Raw genomic sequence first — 15897 nt, forward strand, 5'->3', positions numbered from 1 at the left:
GCGCGCCGCTGACGCGCGTCCCTGCGGGTCAGGAGAGGGGCCCCACCAGCCGGTACCGGCGCACCGCGCCAGCGGGGTGACGGCCGTGTCTGGAGGGACGGTGCGGGCCCGAACTGCGCCTCCTGGACCGCATCAGGTCACCGTGAGAACGACGCGAGCTTCTGCTTGAGCTGCTGGTCGATGTACGGCTCCAGCGACTTCGCCCAGGTACCCGTGATGTGGCTCGTGTCGCGGTAGACGAGCACACCGCCGATCACGGCCGGGCAGGTCGTGTCCGTGCAGTAGTACTTCGTCAGGTCGAGCACGCTGCCCGTGCCTCCGGCGGCGGTGAACTCCGCCATCGCCTCGGCCGACGAGTCGGTCTGGGCGAGGGCCACGGACCGCGGGTTGTCGCAGGACGAGTCGGTCGGGCCGGTCATCCGGCTCACGCACGCCACGACGTCGCGTCGGGGGACCGGGTTGTCGCGGACCGCGATCACGGGGAGGTCGTCGCCCGCAGCCTGCTGCCAGGCGTCGAGGAGACCGGCGCGGGTGGCGTCGTCGCGCTGCTGGCCCTCGGGGGCGTCCACCGGCATCTGCGTCGTCGAGTGCGCGACGATCAGGGCGTCGGCGTCCCGGTGCTGCTCGACGAACGCGATCGCCTGCTGCTTCCAGCGGTCGCAGCCGCGACCCGAGGCGGGGCTCAGGGACTGCTGGTGCGCGGTCGTCAGGTAGCACCCGCCGATGCCGGCGAGGTCGATCCGCCAGTCGTTCTTCGCGGCCAGGTCGCGGTAGACGCCGAGCAGGGTGTTGCTGTGCGAGTCGCCGATGACGAGCAGGTGCTTCGAGTAGCCGGTGGTCTTGCCGAGCACGCAGGTCTCGAAACGCCCGCTCCAGCACTTCTTGATGTTCGGGTCCGGCTCGTCGGGTGACGGGTTCGGGTCGTCCTCCTTGGCGGCGGACGGCGCCGGGACACGGACGTCGGCGAGCTTCGGGTCCACGCACGGCTTCGCTGCGCTGATCTGCGCCGCAGCCCCGAAGCACGAGACCTCGCCGTCCTGCAGTCGCTTCGTGAAGGTCGCGGCCTGGACCTCCTGGACGTGCACGGCGGTCAGCGTCGAGACGCCGAGCGCCGCGACGACCACGGTGCAGACGACGCCGAGGACGGCGACGCGACGCGGGCGCAGGGTGCGCACCCAACCCGAGAAGCGGAGCGGCTCCTCGAACCACACCGTCGTGACCGCCGCGAGGACGAGCGAGACCACCAGGACCGCGAGCTTGCTCTTCCAGCCGAGCGGGTGGTCGAGCCAGATCGGCACGATGACAACGAGGGGCCAGTGCCACAGGTACAGCGAGTACGAGATGCGCCCGACGAACGCGATGGGGCGGACCGCGCCGAGGAGCTCGAACAGCGTGCCGGCGCCGAACGTCACCATCAGGGTCGCGCCGACGACCGGGAGCGCGGCGGCGATGCCGGGGAACGGCGTCGTCGGGGTGATCACGACGAGCGAGGCGAGGAGCGCGAGCGCGCCGACGATCGCGGCACCCGAGCGGACGGACCGCGCCACGACCGTGCGCGGTGCGGGGAGCGCGACGGTCGCCGCCAGCCCGCCGAGCGCGAACTCCCACGCGCGGGTGGCCGTCGAGAAGTAGGCGACGCCGGGGTTCGTGTTCGTCTGCACGATGCACCAGACGAGCGAGACCACGACGACCGTGCCGAGCAGGATCCGTGCCGTGGTGACGGGGGAGACGCGCTTCCGCACGACGAGCGTGAGCAGGAGCAGCAGGAGGGGCAGTGCGATGTAGAACTGCTCCTCGACCGAGAGCGACCAGAAGTGCTGGAACGGCGAGGCCTGGTTGTCGGCGTCGAGGTAGTCGACCGAACTGGCCGCCAGCTCCCAGTTCTGCGCGTAGACCGTCGAGGCGATCAGCTCGCGACCGTACTGCGACCAGAGGGCGCTCGGGACGACGAGGAGCACCGCGGCGCCTGTCGCGAGGATCGTCAGGAACGCGCCGGGCAGCAGCCGCTTCGCCCGCCGGGACCAGAACTGCCCGAGTCGGATCCGGCCGGTGGAGAGCTGCTCGCGCAGCAGGTGGCCGGTGATGAGGTAGCCCGAGATGACGAAGAAGACATCGACGCCGACGAACCCGCCGTGCAGCCGGTTCGGCCACAGGTGGTAGACGACGACGGCGAGGACTGCGAACGCCCGGAGCCCCTGGATGTCCCAGCGGGTGGTGTCCCGGGCGCGGTGTGCGGGTCCGCGCGGGTCCTCGGTTGCAGTGGTCACTGACGGAATCCTACGAGTTGTCGTGCGATCCTCGGAAACGGACGCGGCTTCGGGGACGTTCAGATCCGGGCGGCACGCAGGGCGTCGACGGTGTTGCGGACGCCCTGGCCGAAGTCGGTGAAGTCGCGGGCGTCGACGGTCGGCAGCACCCGGGAGGCGAACCGGAGGTCGAGGCCCTGGTAGGTCGCCGAGGGGTCGGCACCGTGACGGACGTCGAGGGGTTCCCCGAAGGCGTCCTCGACCGCGGCGACGACCTCGGTGATGGTGGCGCTGCGGCCGGAGGCGAAGATCTTGGTGACGGCGGTGCCGGCGGCGGTCGACCGTTCGGTCGTGTCCAGCGCGTCCAGCACCATCGCCGCCGCGTCGTCGATGTAGAGGTAGTCCCGCGTGGTCTCCGTCGGGACGTAGATCGACGACGGCCGGCCCTCGAGGTGCGCGAGCGCCAGCTGCGACACGAGCCCCTGCGCCTTGCCGAGGTTCGCCCCCGGCCCGTACAGGTTCGAGAACCGTCCGACGAGCAGCCGCGCACCGGTCGACCCGGCCCAGGCGCGGAACCGCGCTTCCGACGCGAGCTTCGAGCGGCCGTACGGCGCGAGCGGAGCCGGCTCGGAGTCCTCGTCGAACGGGGCCGGCGAGGAACCCGCGTAGACGGCACCCGCCGAGGACGCGAAGAAGAGCGTGCCCGGAGCGGCCTCGTCGCCCGCGAGGGTCTCGAGCACCCGCCCGATGAGCTGCTGCTCGGCCTCGAACACCTCCGCACCGGTCGCGACGACCCCCGTCCCGGCGCACCAGACGACGCGCCAGGGGGAGTCCGGCGTGCGGACGCCCCGGATCGCCGTCACGAGCGCCTCGACCGCGGCGTCCTGGTCGTCCCAGGGCACCGAGGCCGCGCGGACGTCGGTCCCCGGTGCCGCCTCGGCCGCCGCACGACGGACCGCGCGCCCGAGGAAGCCTCCGGAGCCGACGACGAGCGTCGCCGGGGTCGACGAGGCCGTCACGCTGCGAAGACCCCGGCGGCCGTCGCCGCGTGCAGCGCCTCGCGCCAGTCGCGCATCGGCGCCAGGCCCGCGCGGGACCAGCCGTCGTGCCCGAGCACGCTGTACGCCGGACGCGGCGCGGGACGCACGAAGGCGGCGCTGTCGGTCGGGAGGACGCGGTCCGGGTCGAGCCCGTTCTCGGCGAAGATCGCCTTGGTGAAGTCGTACCAGGACCCCTGGCCCGAGTTCGTGCCGTGGTAGGTGCCAGCCGGGGCATCCGCGTCGACGAGCTCGACGATGCGCGCCGCGAGGTCACCCGTCCACGTCGGCTGCCCGACCTGGTCGGTCACGACGGACACCGTGTCGTGCGTCTGCGCGAGCCGGAGCATCGTCGCCGCGAAGTTCGGCCCGTGCGCGCCGTAGATCCACGCGGTCCGCACGATGTACGACGAGTCCGGAGCGATCCGGCGGACGTGTGCCTCGCCCTCGGCCTTGGTCCGGCCGTAGGCGTTCAGCGGGTCCGTCGGGGCGTCCTCGGCGTAGGGCGCGGTGCCGTTGCCGTCGAACACGTAGTCCGTCGAGATCGTCACGAGCTTCGCGCCGTACCGGACGGCCGCCTCGGCGAGGAGCCTCGGGCCCGTCGCGTTGACCGCTGCGGCGTCGGACTCGTGCGTCTCGGCGTCGTCGACCTTGGTGTACGCGGCCGAGTTGATCACGACGTCGTGGCCGGCGACGGCGGCGTCGACCGCGTCGGGGTCCGTGATGTCGAGGTCGGCGCGACCGAGCGCGGTGACGTCACGACCCTGCAGCGCGAGCTGCAGGTCGCGACCGAGCATGCCGGCGGCGCCGGTGATCAGGGTGCGGGTCATCGTGACGTCCGGGCTCAGGCGAGCGCCGCGCGCTCCTTGAGGGGCTCCCACCACGCGCGGTTGTCGCGGTACCACTGGACGACGTCGGCGAGACCCTGCTCGAACGGCACCTGCGGCTCGTAGCCGAGCTCCGCCTGGATCTTCGAGATGTCGACCGAGTAGCGGAGGTCGTGGCCGAGGCGGTCGGCGACGCGGTCGACGTACGACCAGTCCTTGCCGGTCGCGTCGAGCAGCAGCTGGGTGAGCTCCTTGTTGGTGAGCTCGGTGCCGCCGCCGATGTTGTAGATCTCGCCCGCGCGGCCCTTGGTGAGCACCAGCGCGATGCCACGGGTGTGGTCGTCGACGTGCAGCCAGTCGCGGATGTTGTTGCCCTCGCCGTAGAGCGGGACGTGCTTGTCGTCGATGAGGTTCGTGACGAACAGCGGGATGACCTTCTCGGGGAAGTGGTACGGCCCGTAGTTGTTCGAGCAGCGCGTGATCGAGAGGTTCAGCCCGTGCGTGCGGTGGTAGCTGCGGGCGAGCAGGTCGCTGCCGGCCTTCGACGCCGAGTACGGCGAGTTCGGCTCGAGCGGACGCTCCTCGTCCCACGAGCCCTCGCTGATGGAGCCGTAGACCTCGTCGGTGGAGACGTGCACGAAGCGCTCGGTGCCGTGCCGGAGCGCGGCGTCGAGCAGCCGCTGGGTGCCGACGACGTTCGTCTCGACGAAGATGCCGGAGTCGCGGACCGAGCGGTCGACGTGGGACTCGGCGGCGAAGTGCACGATGGCGTCGATGCCGGGGATGACCTCGTCGAGCTTGGCCGCGTCGCGGATGTCGCCCTGCACGAAGGTGTAGCGCGGCGAGTCCGCGACGGGGGCGAGGTTCTCGAGGTTTCCCGAGTAGGTCAGGGCGTCGTAGACGACGACCTCGGCGCCCTCGAGTCCGGGGTACGCGTCCTGCAGGGTGCGACGGACGAAGTTCGAGCCGATGAAGCCGGCTCCGCCGGTGACGAGGATCTTCACGAGGTCAGGTTCCTTTTCGGAGTCGGTGACGTTGGATCGATGGACGAGTGTAGCGGGGCGTCCCGGAGCACCAGGTTCCGGCGGGCCTCGACGAACGCCCAGACCACCGCGACGGCGGCGAGGAGCAGCACCACGACGAAGCCGTACCGGCCGGCGGGCGTCAGGTTCACGAGTCGACCGAGACCGGCGACCGTGACCTGCAGGTGGGTGTTCTCGTAGAAGCCGCGGTAGGCGACCGTCAGGCCGTAGAGCCCGATCACGGGGAAGCCCCACAGCGCGAAGGAAGCGACACGGCCGCGTTCCGGTGCGCTCGTCACGAGGTTCCGCCACGCGATCGCGCTGACGGCGATGAGCGGGACGAGCCCGATGAACAGGTAGCGGCCCTGTGCACCGGCGATGAGCTGCGTGTCGTCGTAGGAGGAGAAGTTGTTCTGCAGCTGGATCACGAGCGTCAGCGCCGGCAGGACGAGCAGCACGATCGCCGTGCTGCGCTGCGCGGTGCGACGGAACGCCCACCCGACGATCACGGCGAGGGCGATCACGGTCAGGGAGTCCGTGAGGATCTGCGTCATCGGGTAGCGGAGCGCACCGAACTGGCCCCAGAACGACGAGGTGAGGCGGTCCCACTCGACGTTCATGAACTCGCCGAAGTTGGCGCTCGTCTCGCGGCCCCACGGCTTGTCCTGGCGGACGGCGCTCACGCCGTCGGGCTGGAGCGTGCCGAAGAGGACCAGGTTGCGGATCCACCACCACGAGCCGGCCGCGGCGACGATCGCGCCGGCGACGGCGGTCCGGCCGATGCGGGCACCCCACGACAGGGTCCCGTGGCCGGCGACGAGCAGGGCGATCGCGACGAACGGCACCGTCGGCAGCCCGGTGCCCTTCACCGAGCACACCGCGGCGACGGCCACCCCGAGCCACACGACGATGCGCCACCGGTGGTCGCCGGTGAGGGCCCGGGCGGCGAGCCACGAGATCACGGCACCGAGCACGATGACGGGCGCGTCGTTCGTGACGGACGAGCCGATCTGCGCCAGCTGCGGCACGGCGAACAGGGCGAGGACGCCCACGATCGCGGTGCGCGGCGAGCGGGTGACCCGCCGGACGGTCGCCCACGTCAGGAACGGCAGCGGGAGCAGCATCACGACGTCCATCAGGCGCAGGGCCATGACGCCGATGTCCCAGCGCAGGTGGAAGAACCCGATCGCCTTGAGGACGACCGCACCGACGCCGTAGTACGTCGGCGGGTGCTGCGACATCTGGTTGACGAAGTCGTGGTTGCCCGGGTTCTCCGCGGTGAGTTGCGCGACGGTCTCACGGTCCGCCGCGGCGACGTTCGTGGACTGCCCCTGCTCGACGTACGTCGTCTTGAGCAGGTCCATGTCGCCCGGCGCCGGCCACCCCTTGCCGAGCGCGAGCTGTTCGGCGGCGTCGAAGTGCGCTGCCTCGTCCGGGGCCGCGAACATCGGGGTCAGGAAGGCCCACAGCGTGAGCAGCAGCGCGAACGCAGCCGTCAGTGCGATGACGGCGCGTCGTTCCCCCCGGGTCACCGGCAGAGCGGCGGTGACCTCAGTCGCCATAGCGCTGGAGTTTCTGCAGGTCGAGCTGTTCCTCGGCCAGCGTGCGGTTGAGCCGCGTGAGGTCGGCGACGACGCCGATCACGATGCTGAGCACCGCGGTGATGAGCAGGACCACCCCGAGGATGATCGACTGCAGGTGGTTGCCGCCGGTGTGCATCGCGAGGAGCACGAGGTACCGGACGAGCGGCCACGCCCCGAGCGCGCCGAGGATCGCCGCGACCCAGAGGAAGAGCGCCATCGGACGGTACATCAGGTACACGCGGGCGATCGCCGACCCGGACTGGAACATGTGCTGCCAGATGTTCTTGAACAGGCGGGACTCGCGCGTCTTCGGGTTCGTCGTGATCGGGATCGACGCGATCGCCAGGCGCTTGTACCCGGCCTGCACGATCGTCTCCATGCAGTAGCTGAAGCGCGTCACGATGTTGAGGCGGATGAGCGAGTACTTCGAGTACGCGCGGAACCCGCTCGCGGCGTCCGGCAGGTCGAGACCCGCCGCGCGCGAGGCGACCCACGAGCCGAAGCGCTGCATGAGCTTCTTGAACCCGGAGAAGTGCTCGATCGTCCGGGTCTGGCGGTCGCCGATCACGATCTCGGCTTCCTTGCGGAGGATCGGCTGGACCAGCTCGGCGATGTGCGCCTGCGGGTACTGGTTGTCACCGTCGGTGTTCACGACGATGTCGGCACCGTGGAGCAGCGCGTAGTCGACGCCGTCCCGGAACGACCGGGCGAGGCCCATGTTCGTGGTGTGGTGCACGAAGTGCCGGACACCGTGCTCCTTGGCGACCTCGACCGTGCGGTCGGTGCTGCCGTCGTTGATGACCAGGATCTCGATCTCGTCGATGCCGTCGATCTGCTTCGGGATCGAGTCGATGACGCTGGCGAGGGTGTTCTCCTCGTTGAGGCAGGGGATCTGGACGAATAGCTTCACGGGCTCGCTTGGTCTCGTTTCGGGAGTCGGCAGTGCGCAGAACCATGACAGCCTATGCGAACTCGCGCCTTGCTAGGCTTCCCCGGTGCAGATCCGCGAACTGAAGATCCCCGGCGCGTGGGAGTTCACGCCCGTCCAGCACGGCGACGCACGAGGAGCATTCCTCGAGGCGTACCGGGCCGACGTCCTCGAGGAGACGGTCGGCCACCCGCTCGACCTGCGGCAGGTGAACATGTCGATCTCGGCGGCCGGCGTCGCACGGGGCATCCACTACGCCCTCGTCGCACCGAGCCAGGCGAAGTACGTCACCGCCGTCCGCGGGGCGTTCATCGACTACATCGTCGACATCCGCGTGGGCTCCCCGACGTTCGGGCAGTGGGACTCGGTCCGCATCGACGACGTCGACCGCAAGGCGGTGTACCTGTCCGAGGGGCTCGGACACGCGATCGTCGCGCTCGAGGACCAGTCGACGGTGAACTACCTGGTCAGCGCGCACTACAACCCCGAGCGCGAGAAGGGGATCACGATCCTCGACCCGACCGTGGGGCTCACCCTGCCGGACGGGCTCGGCGAGCCGGTCCTCTCCGAGAAGGACACCAGCGCACCGACCCTCGAGCAGGCTGCCGCCGCAGGGCTGCTCCCCACCTACGAGGAGTGCTTGGCCTACACCGAGTCCCTCCGTACGACGAAGTAACGAAGCAAAGGACGCACCCGTGAAGGGCATCATCCTCGCCGGGGGTTCCGGCACCCGTCTCTGGCCGATCACCAAGGGCATCAGCAAGCAGCTCATGCCGATCTACGACAAGCCGATGGTCTACTACCCGCTGTCGACGCTGATGATGGCCGGCATCCGCGAGGTGTTGGTCATCACGACGCCGGAGTACAACGACCAGTTCCGCGCGCTCCTCGGCGACGGCTCGGCCCTCGGCATGGACATCCAGTACGCCGTGCAGCCGAGCCCGGACGGCCTCGCGCAGGCCTTCGTCATCGGCGAGGACTTCATCGGCGACGACAGCGTCGCGCTGGTCCTCGGCGACAACATCTTCCACGGCACGGGCCTCGGCACGAACCTCCGCAAGAACACCGAGGTCGAGGGCGCGACGATCTTCGCCTACCACGTGGCCGACCCGAAGGCGTACGGCGTCGTCGAGTTCGACGACAGCTTCACCGCGGTCTCCATCGAGGAGAAGCCGACCGAGCCGAAGTCGAACTACGCCGTCCCCGGCCTGTACTTCTACGACAACAAGGTCATCGAGATCGCGAAGACGATCGAGCCGAGCGCCCGCGGGGAGCTCGAGATCTCGACCGTGAACGAGCGCTACCTCGACGCCGGCGAGCTCGGCGTGCAGGTCCTCGACCGCGGCACGGCCTGGCTCGACACCGGCACGTTCGAGTCGATGATGCAGGCGTCCGAGTACGTCAAGGTGATCGAGGACCGTCAGGGCTTCAAGATCGGCTGCATCGAGGAGATCGCCTGGCGCAACGGCTGGATCGACGACGCACAGCTCGCCGACCTCGCCGCCCCGCTCGTCAAGGGCGGCTACGGCGTCTACCTCCAGCGCCTCCTCGCCGCCTAGTCACCCCCGTGGCGCCCGGCTCTGGTTGGTTCGGTCGACGCCGCCGTCGCGACGCGACGCCCTCCGGCCCCGATGCGGTCCAGGAGGCTCGACACCCGTCCGCGACGGCGGCGCCGCCCGAGCGGGTGGCCGGGTTCGACGGCCCGGCGCAGGTCCGGCAGACCGGCGTCACCGTGCTCCTCGTCAGCCGGTCCGACCGGCACGACCGGTTGCCCGCGATGGTCATCGCTGCCCGGACCGCCTTCGGTCCCGAGGTGGACGTCCGTGCCGTGGCCTACGTCGCGGACGCCTCCCCGGTCCTGCCGTCGCCCCGGGGCGTGCCGTGGGTGCGGCCGGACGCCGTCGACGGCATCGGATCGGCCGTGAACGCCGGGGTCGTCGGTGGGGTGCGGGGCGTGCTCGTCGTGGTGGACTCGACGGTGGGCGTCACCGACCAGGACCTCCAGGTGCTCGCCGAGGCCGGTGCGCACGGTGTGGCGCAGGCCCGGGTCTGGCTCGCCGACGGCTCCGCACGCCACGGGGCCCGGCTCCTCCGGCCGGGGGCGCTGCCCTGGAGCGACGACTCCGCGTCGGTCGTCCCCGGCGACGACGGACTCCGGTCGACGATCCTCACCGCACGCGACACAGCAGCCGCTGCGACCGTCTTCGCCGCGGACCAACCCGCACTGGCGATGCCCGGACGTGCGCTGGTACCGGCACCGTGCCTCCCGGACGAACGCACCACGCTGTCGGCCTGGAGCCGCGCGGTCGCGGACCGCACCGATCGTGACGTCGCGCTCGTCTGGGCGCTCGAGCGCTCGGACGAGGCGGGGCGCACCGTCGATGCGGCGACCGTCGACGCCGTCTCGGCGTGGCGCGACCGCGCCGTCGACGGGACCGGCTCGGTCGTGGCCGGGCCACCGGTGCCGCCGTGGGGCGCTCGGCCGGTGGCACCCGTGGCCCCGACGGTGTCGGCCACCGAGCAGCTCGCGTGGTCGCTGAAGATCGCCGCGCCCGCCGGACCCGAGGGCGACGGCTGGGGCGACGTCCACTTCGCCGCCGAGCTCGCCGCCGCGCTCGAGCGGCTCGGACAGCGGGTCCGCGTCGACCGCCGCGACGCCCACGTGCGGGACGACGACGGCGCGGACGACGTGACGCTCGTCATGCGGGGGCTCGACCGGGTGCCGCCGAACCCGGCGTCCGTGAACCTGCTCTGGGTGATCAGCCACCCGGACGACGTCGCGGACACCGAACTGCGGTCGTTCGACCGGGCGTTCGCGGCGGGTCCGGCATGGGCCGCCGCGGCGAGTGCGCGGGCGGGCGTGCCGGTCCGGACACTGCTGCAGGCGACCGATCCGGCGGTGTTCCGGCCGGGCGTGTCGTCCGGGCCCGACGCCGGCCGCGTCGTCTTCGTCGGCTCCACCCGCGGCGCCGCTCGCCCCGTCGTCGCGGACGCGGTCGCACTCGGTGCCGACCTGCGCGTGCACGGGCCCGGGTGGGAGGACGTCGTGCCGGAGTCGTCCCTCGGGGCGCCGTCGTTGTCCCGGGCCGAGGTTGCCCGTGCCTACGCGTCCGCCCGTGTCGTGCTGAACGACCACTGGCCGGACATGGCCGCCGGGGGGTTCGTGTCGAACCGGGTGTTCGACGTCCTGGCCGCCGGGGGAGTCGTGGTGACCGACCCCGTCGTCGGGCTCGGCGAGGTGCTCGACGTGCCGACGCTGGCGGTGGCGGGGTCGCGGGAGGACCTCGCGGCGTTGCTCGACCCGGCGTACCCGTGGCCCGACGAGGCCTCGTGTGCCGAGGTGGCCGCGCGCATCGCCGCCGAGCACTCCTTCGATGCCCGTGCCCGCGTGCTGCTCGACGCCGCGCGCGCCGAGCGCGGGCGCCTGCGGCGCTGAGCGCGCCGCGCGCCTGCGGCGGCGCGCCGCCGGCTGCGCGGCCGCGGCGGCAGCCGCGGCTGCCGCCGCGCCGCGTCGAACCACGTTCGCGACGTCGAACCAGCCCGCGCGCCCGGTTCGACGTCGGATTCGTGGTTCGACGCGGGCGCGCCTGCGCCGCCGCACAACCAAAGCCGCGCCGAACAGCGGGAAGGCGCGGCGCGAATTGGTTTCGGTTGTGCGCCGCCGCACGCTGCGCCGCCGAGCGCGCGGCGCGGTGCGCCGCGGCGGCGTCGAACCACGTTCGCGACGTCGAACCAGGCTGCGCGCCCGGTTCGACGTCGGAATCGTGGTTCGACGCGGGGGCGGGCGCGCTGCCGCACAACCAAAGCCGCGCCGAACCGCGGGAAGGCGCGGCGCGAAGTGGTTTTGGTTGTGCGCAGCCGCAGCCGCAGCCGCAGCCGCAGCCGCAGCGCGCCGCGCGCGCTACTTGCGCGTCACCCAGCGCGCCCGGACGGCGAGCCCGACGCGCAGCACCGCCCGCAGCGGCCACAGCCACCACGCCCGGTACTTCCGTGACAGGAACCGGTAGGCGCTCCGGTGGTGCTCGATCTCCATGCGGCGCCGGTTCGACGAGGTCGAGTGCGCCCCGGTGTGCGTGACCACGGCGGTCGGCACGTACACGTTCGCCCGCCCGGCGAGCCCCACGCGCTGCCCGAGGTCGACGTCCTCGAAGTACATGAAGTACGACTCGTCGAAGCCCCCGAGCTCGCGGAACAACGACGTCCGGATGAGGAAGCAGGCGCCGGACAGCCAGCCGGCCTCGCGCTCGACGACGTGGGTGGTGGACCAGTACCGCTGGCTCCAGGGGTTCGCCGGCCAGAGGCGCGAGAACGCCGCGTGGCCGAGGCCGGTCCGGAGCGACGGGAGCTGGCGCGCCGAGGGGTACGTGTCGCCCTGATCGTCGAGGATCCGCGGGCCGAACGACCCGCCGGACGGCAGCCGGTCGGCGGCGGCCACGAGCTCGTCGACGGAACCGGGGGCGAGGACCACGTCGGGGTTCGTGACGAGCAGGAACTCCGGCCGGACGTCGGGGAGCACGTCGTCGAGCGCGCTGAGGGCCGCGTCGATCCCGCCGCCGTAGCCACGGTTGCCCCCGGAGGACACCACGACGGCGCCGTACGACTCGCCGATCGCCCGCAGTGCGTCGAGGTCGGCCGAGCCGTTGTCCGCGATCACCACGGCCACGGGTTCACTGGACGCCGCAGCGATGCTCGCGAGGAACGGCCGGATCGTCTCACCGGTGTTGTACGTGACGGTGAGCACCGCGACCCGGGTCATCGGACACCCCCGGAGCCGCCACGAGCGACGGCCGCGTACGCGTCGACGTGCACGGCGGCCGTGGCCTCCCACGTGAACGAGGAGGCCCGGCGGAGTGCGGCCGCCCGGTGCGACGCGACGCGCGCGGGGTCGTCGAGCAGCGAGGCCATCGCCGCCCCCAGCGCCGACGTGTCGGGCTCGGTGTACACGGCGGCGTCGCCCCCCACCTCGGGCAGCGACAGGCGCCTGGTGGTGAGCACGCATGCGCCGGTCGCCATCGCCTCGACCACCGGCAGGCCGAAGCCCTCGCCGAGGGACGGGTACACGACGAACTCCGCGCCGCCGAGGAAGCCGGAGAGGTCCTCGAGCGGGAGGTACCCGGCCTCGATGACGTGGTCGGCGTCCTGGAGCGCGTCGAGCCGTGCGATCGCGGCCTCGTCCCAGCCGCGTGCACCGGAGAGCACCAGCCAGGGTGTGTCCGACCCCGTGTCCGCACGGGCGTCGCGGACCGCGGCGTAGGCGTCGAGCAGCGCGGTGACGTTCTTGCGCGGTTCGATCGTGCCGAGGAACGCGATCCAGGACGCGTCGTCGGGGAGCGTCGCGGCGATGCGGGCGTCCTCGACCTCGGCGGTGGACGGCTCGTGAAAGACGCTCCGGTCGACCCCGAGCGGCGCGACCCGGACGTCCGCACGGATGCCGGACACCACGCGTGAAGCCTCGGTCGCGGTGGCGGCGCTCGGCACGATGACGACCGGACGGGTCCGGAGCGATCGGCGGCTCCACCAGGTGAAGAACGTGCGCTTCAGGCGGGAGTGCCACTCGGGGTTCGAGAAGAACGTGGCGTCGTGCAGCGTCACCACGGAGCCGCGGCGCCACGAGAACGGGAACGTGTAGTGCGGGGAGTGCAGCACCGCCGCGCCGATCCGCCGACCGAGTGCCGGCAGCCCGGTCTGCTCCCAGAGGAAGCGCAGCGGCACGGAGTCGGTCCACGCCGGTGCCGTGTGCAGCGTCACGTGCGGTGCGACGTCGCGGAAGTGCGCGGCGTGCGTGGGCCGGACGACGAGGTGCACGTCGAGCGACGGGTCGGTGAGGTGCGACGCGACCCCCTCGACGTAACGTCCGACACCGCCGAGGTTGCGCGGTACCGCGGTCCCGTCGATGAGGACGGTGAGCTGCGGCACGCGAGGTTCCTTCCGGCCGGGGACGCCGCGGCCGGGACCGTCGACGGGGGAGTTCCCAGGATAGCCCGCTCCGCTCATGCGTCCGGGTCCACGGCGCTCCGCGGGACGGACGCGACCCGCGTCTCACGGAGCCGCCGCGCGAGGTGCGCGGGGAGGTGCCCCGTCACGTCGGCCAGCGCTGCCAGGACGAGCCGCGCCTCCCGTCGGGTGCGACCGGAACGCAGTCCGAACAGGCCGCGCGCGGTCGTCCGGACCACAGCCCGCACGACCGTCGGCCACGGCGCGTGCCACAGGGCGACGACCAGCCGGTTGCGGGCGTTGCGGAAGACGAACAGGTCGCTCTGCACGCCGGACGACGCCGAGTGGTCGTGCTCGACGACCGCGTCGGCCGCGTACTCGACGCGCCACCCGCGGCGGCGGAGCCGCCAGGCGAGCTCGGTGTCCTCGTAGTACATGAACAGCGACTCGTCGAGGAGTCCGACGTCGTCGAGCGCGGCCTTCCGGAGCGCGGAGGCGCCGCCCGAGAACCCGAACACGTCGCGAACCGCCGCCTGGTCGGCCGCGCCGAACCAGTCGCGGTCCATGCCGTTGCCGTCGCGGTCGACCCGCACGCCGGTCGAGTTGAGGCGGACCTCGCCGTCGGCATCGGGCACCCACAGGTGGCCGGTGTGGTCGCGCAACGCCCGTCCGGCGGGGGCCGGGGCACCGGCCTGGAGGCGCGACCAGCGCCCGGCGAGCACGATGCGGCCCGTCACGGCCGCCACGGCCGCAGGGGCGGCGTCGAGGTGGTCGCGGAGGGCCGCGACGAAGCCCGGAGCCGGCTCGGCGTCGTTGTTGAGCAGGACGACGACGTCGGCGTCCGCGTGCCGGATGCCCGTGTTCGCGCCCGCGGCGAACCCGCCGTTGGTGTCGCGGACCAGCACCGTCGCCTCGGGCAGCTCGCGGCGGAGCACGGCGACGGAGTCGTCCGACGACCCGTTGTCGACCACGATGACCTGGTCGGCCGCGCCGTCGTCGAGCACGGCGCGGGCGGCCCGGGTCGTGAGGTCCGCACGGTTCCAGTTGACGACGACGACCGCGGTGCGGGAGGCGCCGTCGGTGGGCGTCAGCCGAGCTCCTCGATGGAGGGCTTCGCGTAGACGCTGCCGACGGCGTCGCCGAACGACGGGACCTCGAACGAGTCGCACTCCGGCAGGTCGTGCAGGTGCCGCCCGGCGGAGTCCATCATCGACACGTTGATGAAGTACTTGCCGGTGCCGAAGTTCGTGTCCGTGATCCGGAGGCGGAGCTTCCGGCGCCCGTGCAGCGGCTGGAGCGTGACGCCCATGATGCCGGTGGTGGTGCCGTAGACGACCTGACCGGCGGTGTTGTTGATCTGGACGGCGGCCTCCCAGTCGGCGACGCCGTCGAGGTGCTCGAACTCCATGTCCACGACGAGGTCGTCACCGGGCGTGACGGGTGCCCGGTGCTCCTTGCCGTCGGCGTGCACGGTCGCCCCGAGGACGGTGCCGCGGCCCACGGCGACGTCGGCGCTGAGCTCGCCGGACCGGCGCTCCTCGAGCACGTCACGGAACTTGCTGACCGCCTGGACGGCGTCCCCGTCGTGCAGGACCTTGCCCTTGTTGAGCAGCACGACCCGGTCGCACATCTCCTGCACCTGGCTGAGCGAGTGCGTGACGATGATGATCGTCTTGCCCTGCTCCTGGAACGAGCGGATGCGGTCGAGGCACTTGCGCTGGAACGCCTCGTCGCCGACGGCGAGGACCTCGTCGACGAGCAGCACGTCGGGGTCGGTGTGCACGGCCACGGCGAACGCGAGTCGCACGTACATGCCGGAGCTGTAGAACTTCACCTGGGTGTCGATGAAGTCGCCGATGCCGGAGAACGCGAGGATGTCGTCGAACCGCGCCTCGGTCTCCTTGCGGCTCAGACCGAGCAGCGCCGCGTTGAGGTAGACGTTCTCGCGGCCGGACAGGTCCGGGTGGAAACCGGCGCCGAGCTCGAGCAGCGCGGCCAGCCGCCCGCGGCGGGAGACGGTGCCGGACGTCGGCTGGATGATCCCGCCGATGGCCTTGAGCAGCGTCGACTTGCCGGAGCCGTTCTGGCCGATGAGGCCGACGGTGGTCCCGGCCTGGATCGACACGGTGACGTCGTCGAGCGCCCAGAAGTCCTGGCGGTGCTTCCGGCCGGCGCGGCCGAGCGTGACGATCCGCTCGCGGATGGTGTTGTCCTTGCGGACGGTGAAGCGCTTCCGGACGTGGTCGATGACGATGACGTCGGGGCGCTCGTCACCGCGCTGCTGGGCGGTGGGTGCGACGGGGGTGCTGATGGCCATGGG

The 15897-nt window shown here is 71.9% G+C and carries 13 protein-coding genes; 3 read left to right on the forward strand and 10 right to left on the reverse strand.

Going from position 1 to position 15897, the window contains the following annotated elements:
• Positions 1 to 137: 137 nt before the first annotated feature.
• From ACEN8D_RS17890 to ACEN8D_RS17915, 6 genes are read right to left on the reverse strand one after another with little or no spacing between them, the layout of a single operon-like run.
• The gene (locus ACEN8D_RS17890) at positions 138 to 2267 is read right to left on the reverse strand and encodes an acyltransferase family protein (protein ID WP_413399437.1); all 2130 of its coding nucleotides are present in this window, start codon (positions 2265 to 2267) and stop codon (positions 138 to 140) included.
• Positions 2268 to 2326: 59 nt separating this feature from the next.
• Positions 2327 to 3265, reverse strand: a complete 939-nt coding sequence (locus tag ACEN8D_RS17895; RefSeq protein WP_413461311.1) for an NAD-dependent epimerase/dehydratase family protein — start codon at positions 3263 to 3265, stop codon at positions 2327 to 2329.
• A complete protein-coding gene (gene rfbD, locus ACEN8D_RS17900) occupies positions 3262 to 4113 on the reverse strand; it encodes a dTDP-4-dehydrorhamnose reductase (RefSeq protein ID WP_413399197.1) in 852 nt (283 codons plus the stop codon). The genes ACEN8D_RS17895 and rfbD overlap by 4 nt, the downstream gene beginning before the upstream one ends.
• 14 nt (positions 4114 to 4127) lie before the next feature.
• Complete coding sequence (gene rfbB / locus ACEN8D_RS17905) at positions 4128 to 5114, reverse strand: dTDP-glucose 4,6-dehydratase (RefSeq protein ID WP_070418472.1); 987 nt, start codon at positions 5112 to 5114, stop codon at positions 4128 to 4130.
• Complete coding sequence (locus ACEN8D_RS17910) at positions 5111 to 6694, reverse strand: DUF2142 domain-containing protein (protein WP_309886446.1); 1584 nt, start codon at positions 6692 to 6694, stop codon at positions 5111 to 5113. Before ACEN8D_RS17910 ends, rfbB begins: the two co-directional genes overlap by 4 nt.
• On the reverse strand, positions 6684 to 7625 hold the full coding sequence (locus ACEN8D_RS17915) for a glycosyltransferase family 2 protein (RefSeq protein WP_070418474.1): 942 nt from the start codon (positions 7623 to 7625) through the stop codon (positions 6684 to 6686). The genes ACEN8D_RS17910 and ACEN8D_RS17915 overlap by 11 nt, the downstream gene beginning before the upstream one ends.
• 85 nt (positions 7626 to 7710) lie before the next feature.
• Here ACEN8D_RS17915 and ACEN8D_RS17920 point away from each other — a divergent pair, with 85 nt between their 5' ends.
• The 3 genes from ACEN8D_RS17920 (at position 7711) to ACEN8D_RS17930 (ending at position 11079) form a co-directional block, all read left to right on the forward strand.
• The gene (locus tag ACEN8D_RS17920; protein WP_070418475.1) at positions 7711 to 8319 is read left to right on the forward strand and encodes a dTDP-4-dehydrorhamnose 3,5-epimerase family protein; all 609 of its coding nucleotides are present in this window, start codon (positions 7711 to 7713) and stop codon (positions 8317 to 8319) included.
• A 19-nt stretch (positions 8320 to 8338) separates the two neighbouring features.
• Positions 8339 to 9202 (forward strand): glucose-1-phosphate thymidylyltransferase RfbA, encoded by an 864-nt coding sequence (gene rfbA / locus ACEN8D_RS17925; RefSeq protein WP_309779932.1) that lies wholly within the window; start codon positions 8339 to 8341, stop codon positions 9200 to 9202.
• Positions 9203 to 9327: 125 nt separating this feature from the next.
• A complete protein-coding gene (locus ACEN8D_RS17930) occupies positions 9328 to 11079 on the forward strand; it encodes a glycosyltransferase family protein (RefSeq protein WP_495601092.1) in 1752 nt (583 codons plus the stop codon).
• Between the two features lie 465 nt (positions 11080 to 11544).
• Here ACEN8D_RS17930 and ACEN8D_RS17935 read toward each other — a convergent pair whose 3' ends face one another.
• The 4 genes from ACEN8D_RS17935 to ACEN8D_RS17950 form a co-directional block, all read right to left on the reverse strand.
• Positions 11545 to 12399: a glycosyltransferase family 2 protein gene (locus ACEN8D_RS17935; protein WP_413399927.1), complete on the reverse strand. Its 855-nt coding sequence runs from the start codon at positions 12397 to 12399 to the stop codon at positions 11545 to 11547.
• On the reverse strand, positions 12396 to 13559 hold the full coding sequence (locus tag ACEN8D_RS17940) for a glycosyltransferase family 4 protein (RefSeq protein ID WP_413399928.1): 1164 nt from the start codon (positions 13557 to 13559) through the stop codon (positions 12396 to 12398). The genes ACEN8D_RS17935 and ACEN8D_RS17940 overlap by 4 nt, the downstream gene beginning before the upstream one ends.
• A 74-nt stretch (positions 13560 to 13633) precedes the next feature.
• A complete protein-coding gene (locus ACEN8D_RS17945) occupies positions 13634 to 14746 on the reverse strand; it encodes a glycosyltransferase family 2 protein (protein WP_495601093.1) in 1113 nt (370 codons plus the stop codon).
• Positions 14665 to 15894 carry an ABC transporter ATP-binding protein gene (locus ACEN8D_RS17950; RefSeq protein ID WP_071295760.1) on the reverse strand — a complete coding sequence of 410 codons (1230 nt, stop codon included), beginning with the start codon at positions 15892 to 15894 and terminating at the stop codon, positions 14665 to 14667. The genes ACEN8D_RS17945 and ACEN8D_RS17950 overlap by 82 nt, the downstream gene beginning before the upstream one ends.
• Positions 15895 to 15897 lie beyond the last annotated feature (3 nt).

Source organism: Curtobacterium sp. Curtsp22 (assembly GCF_059492135.1).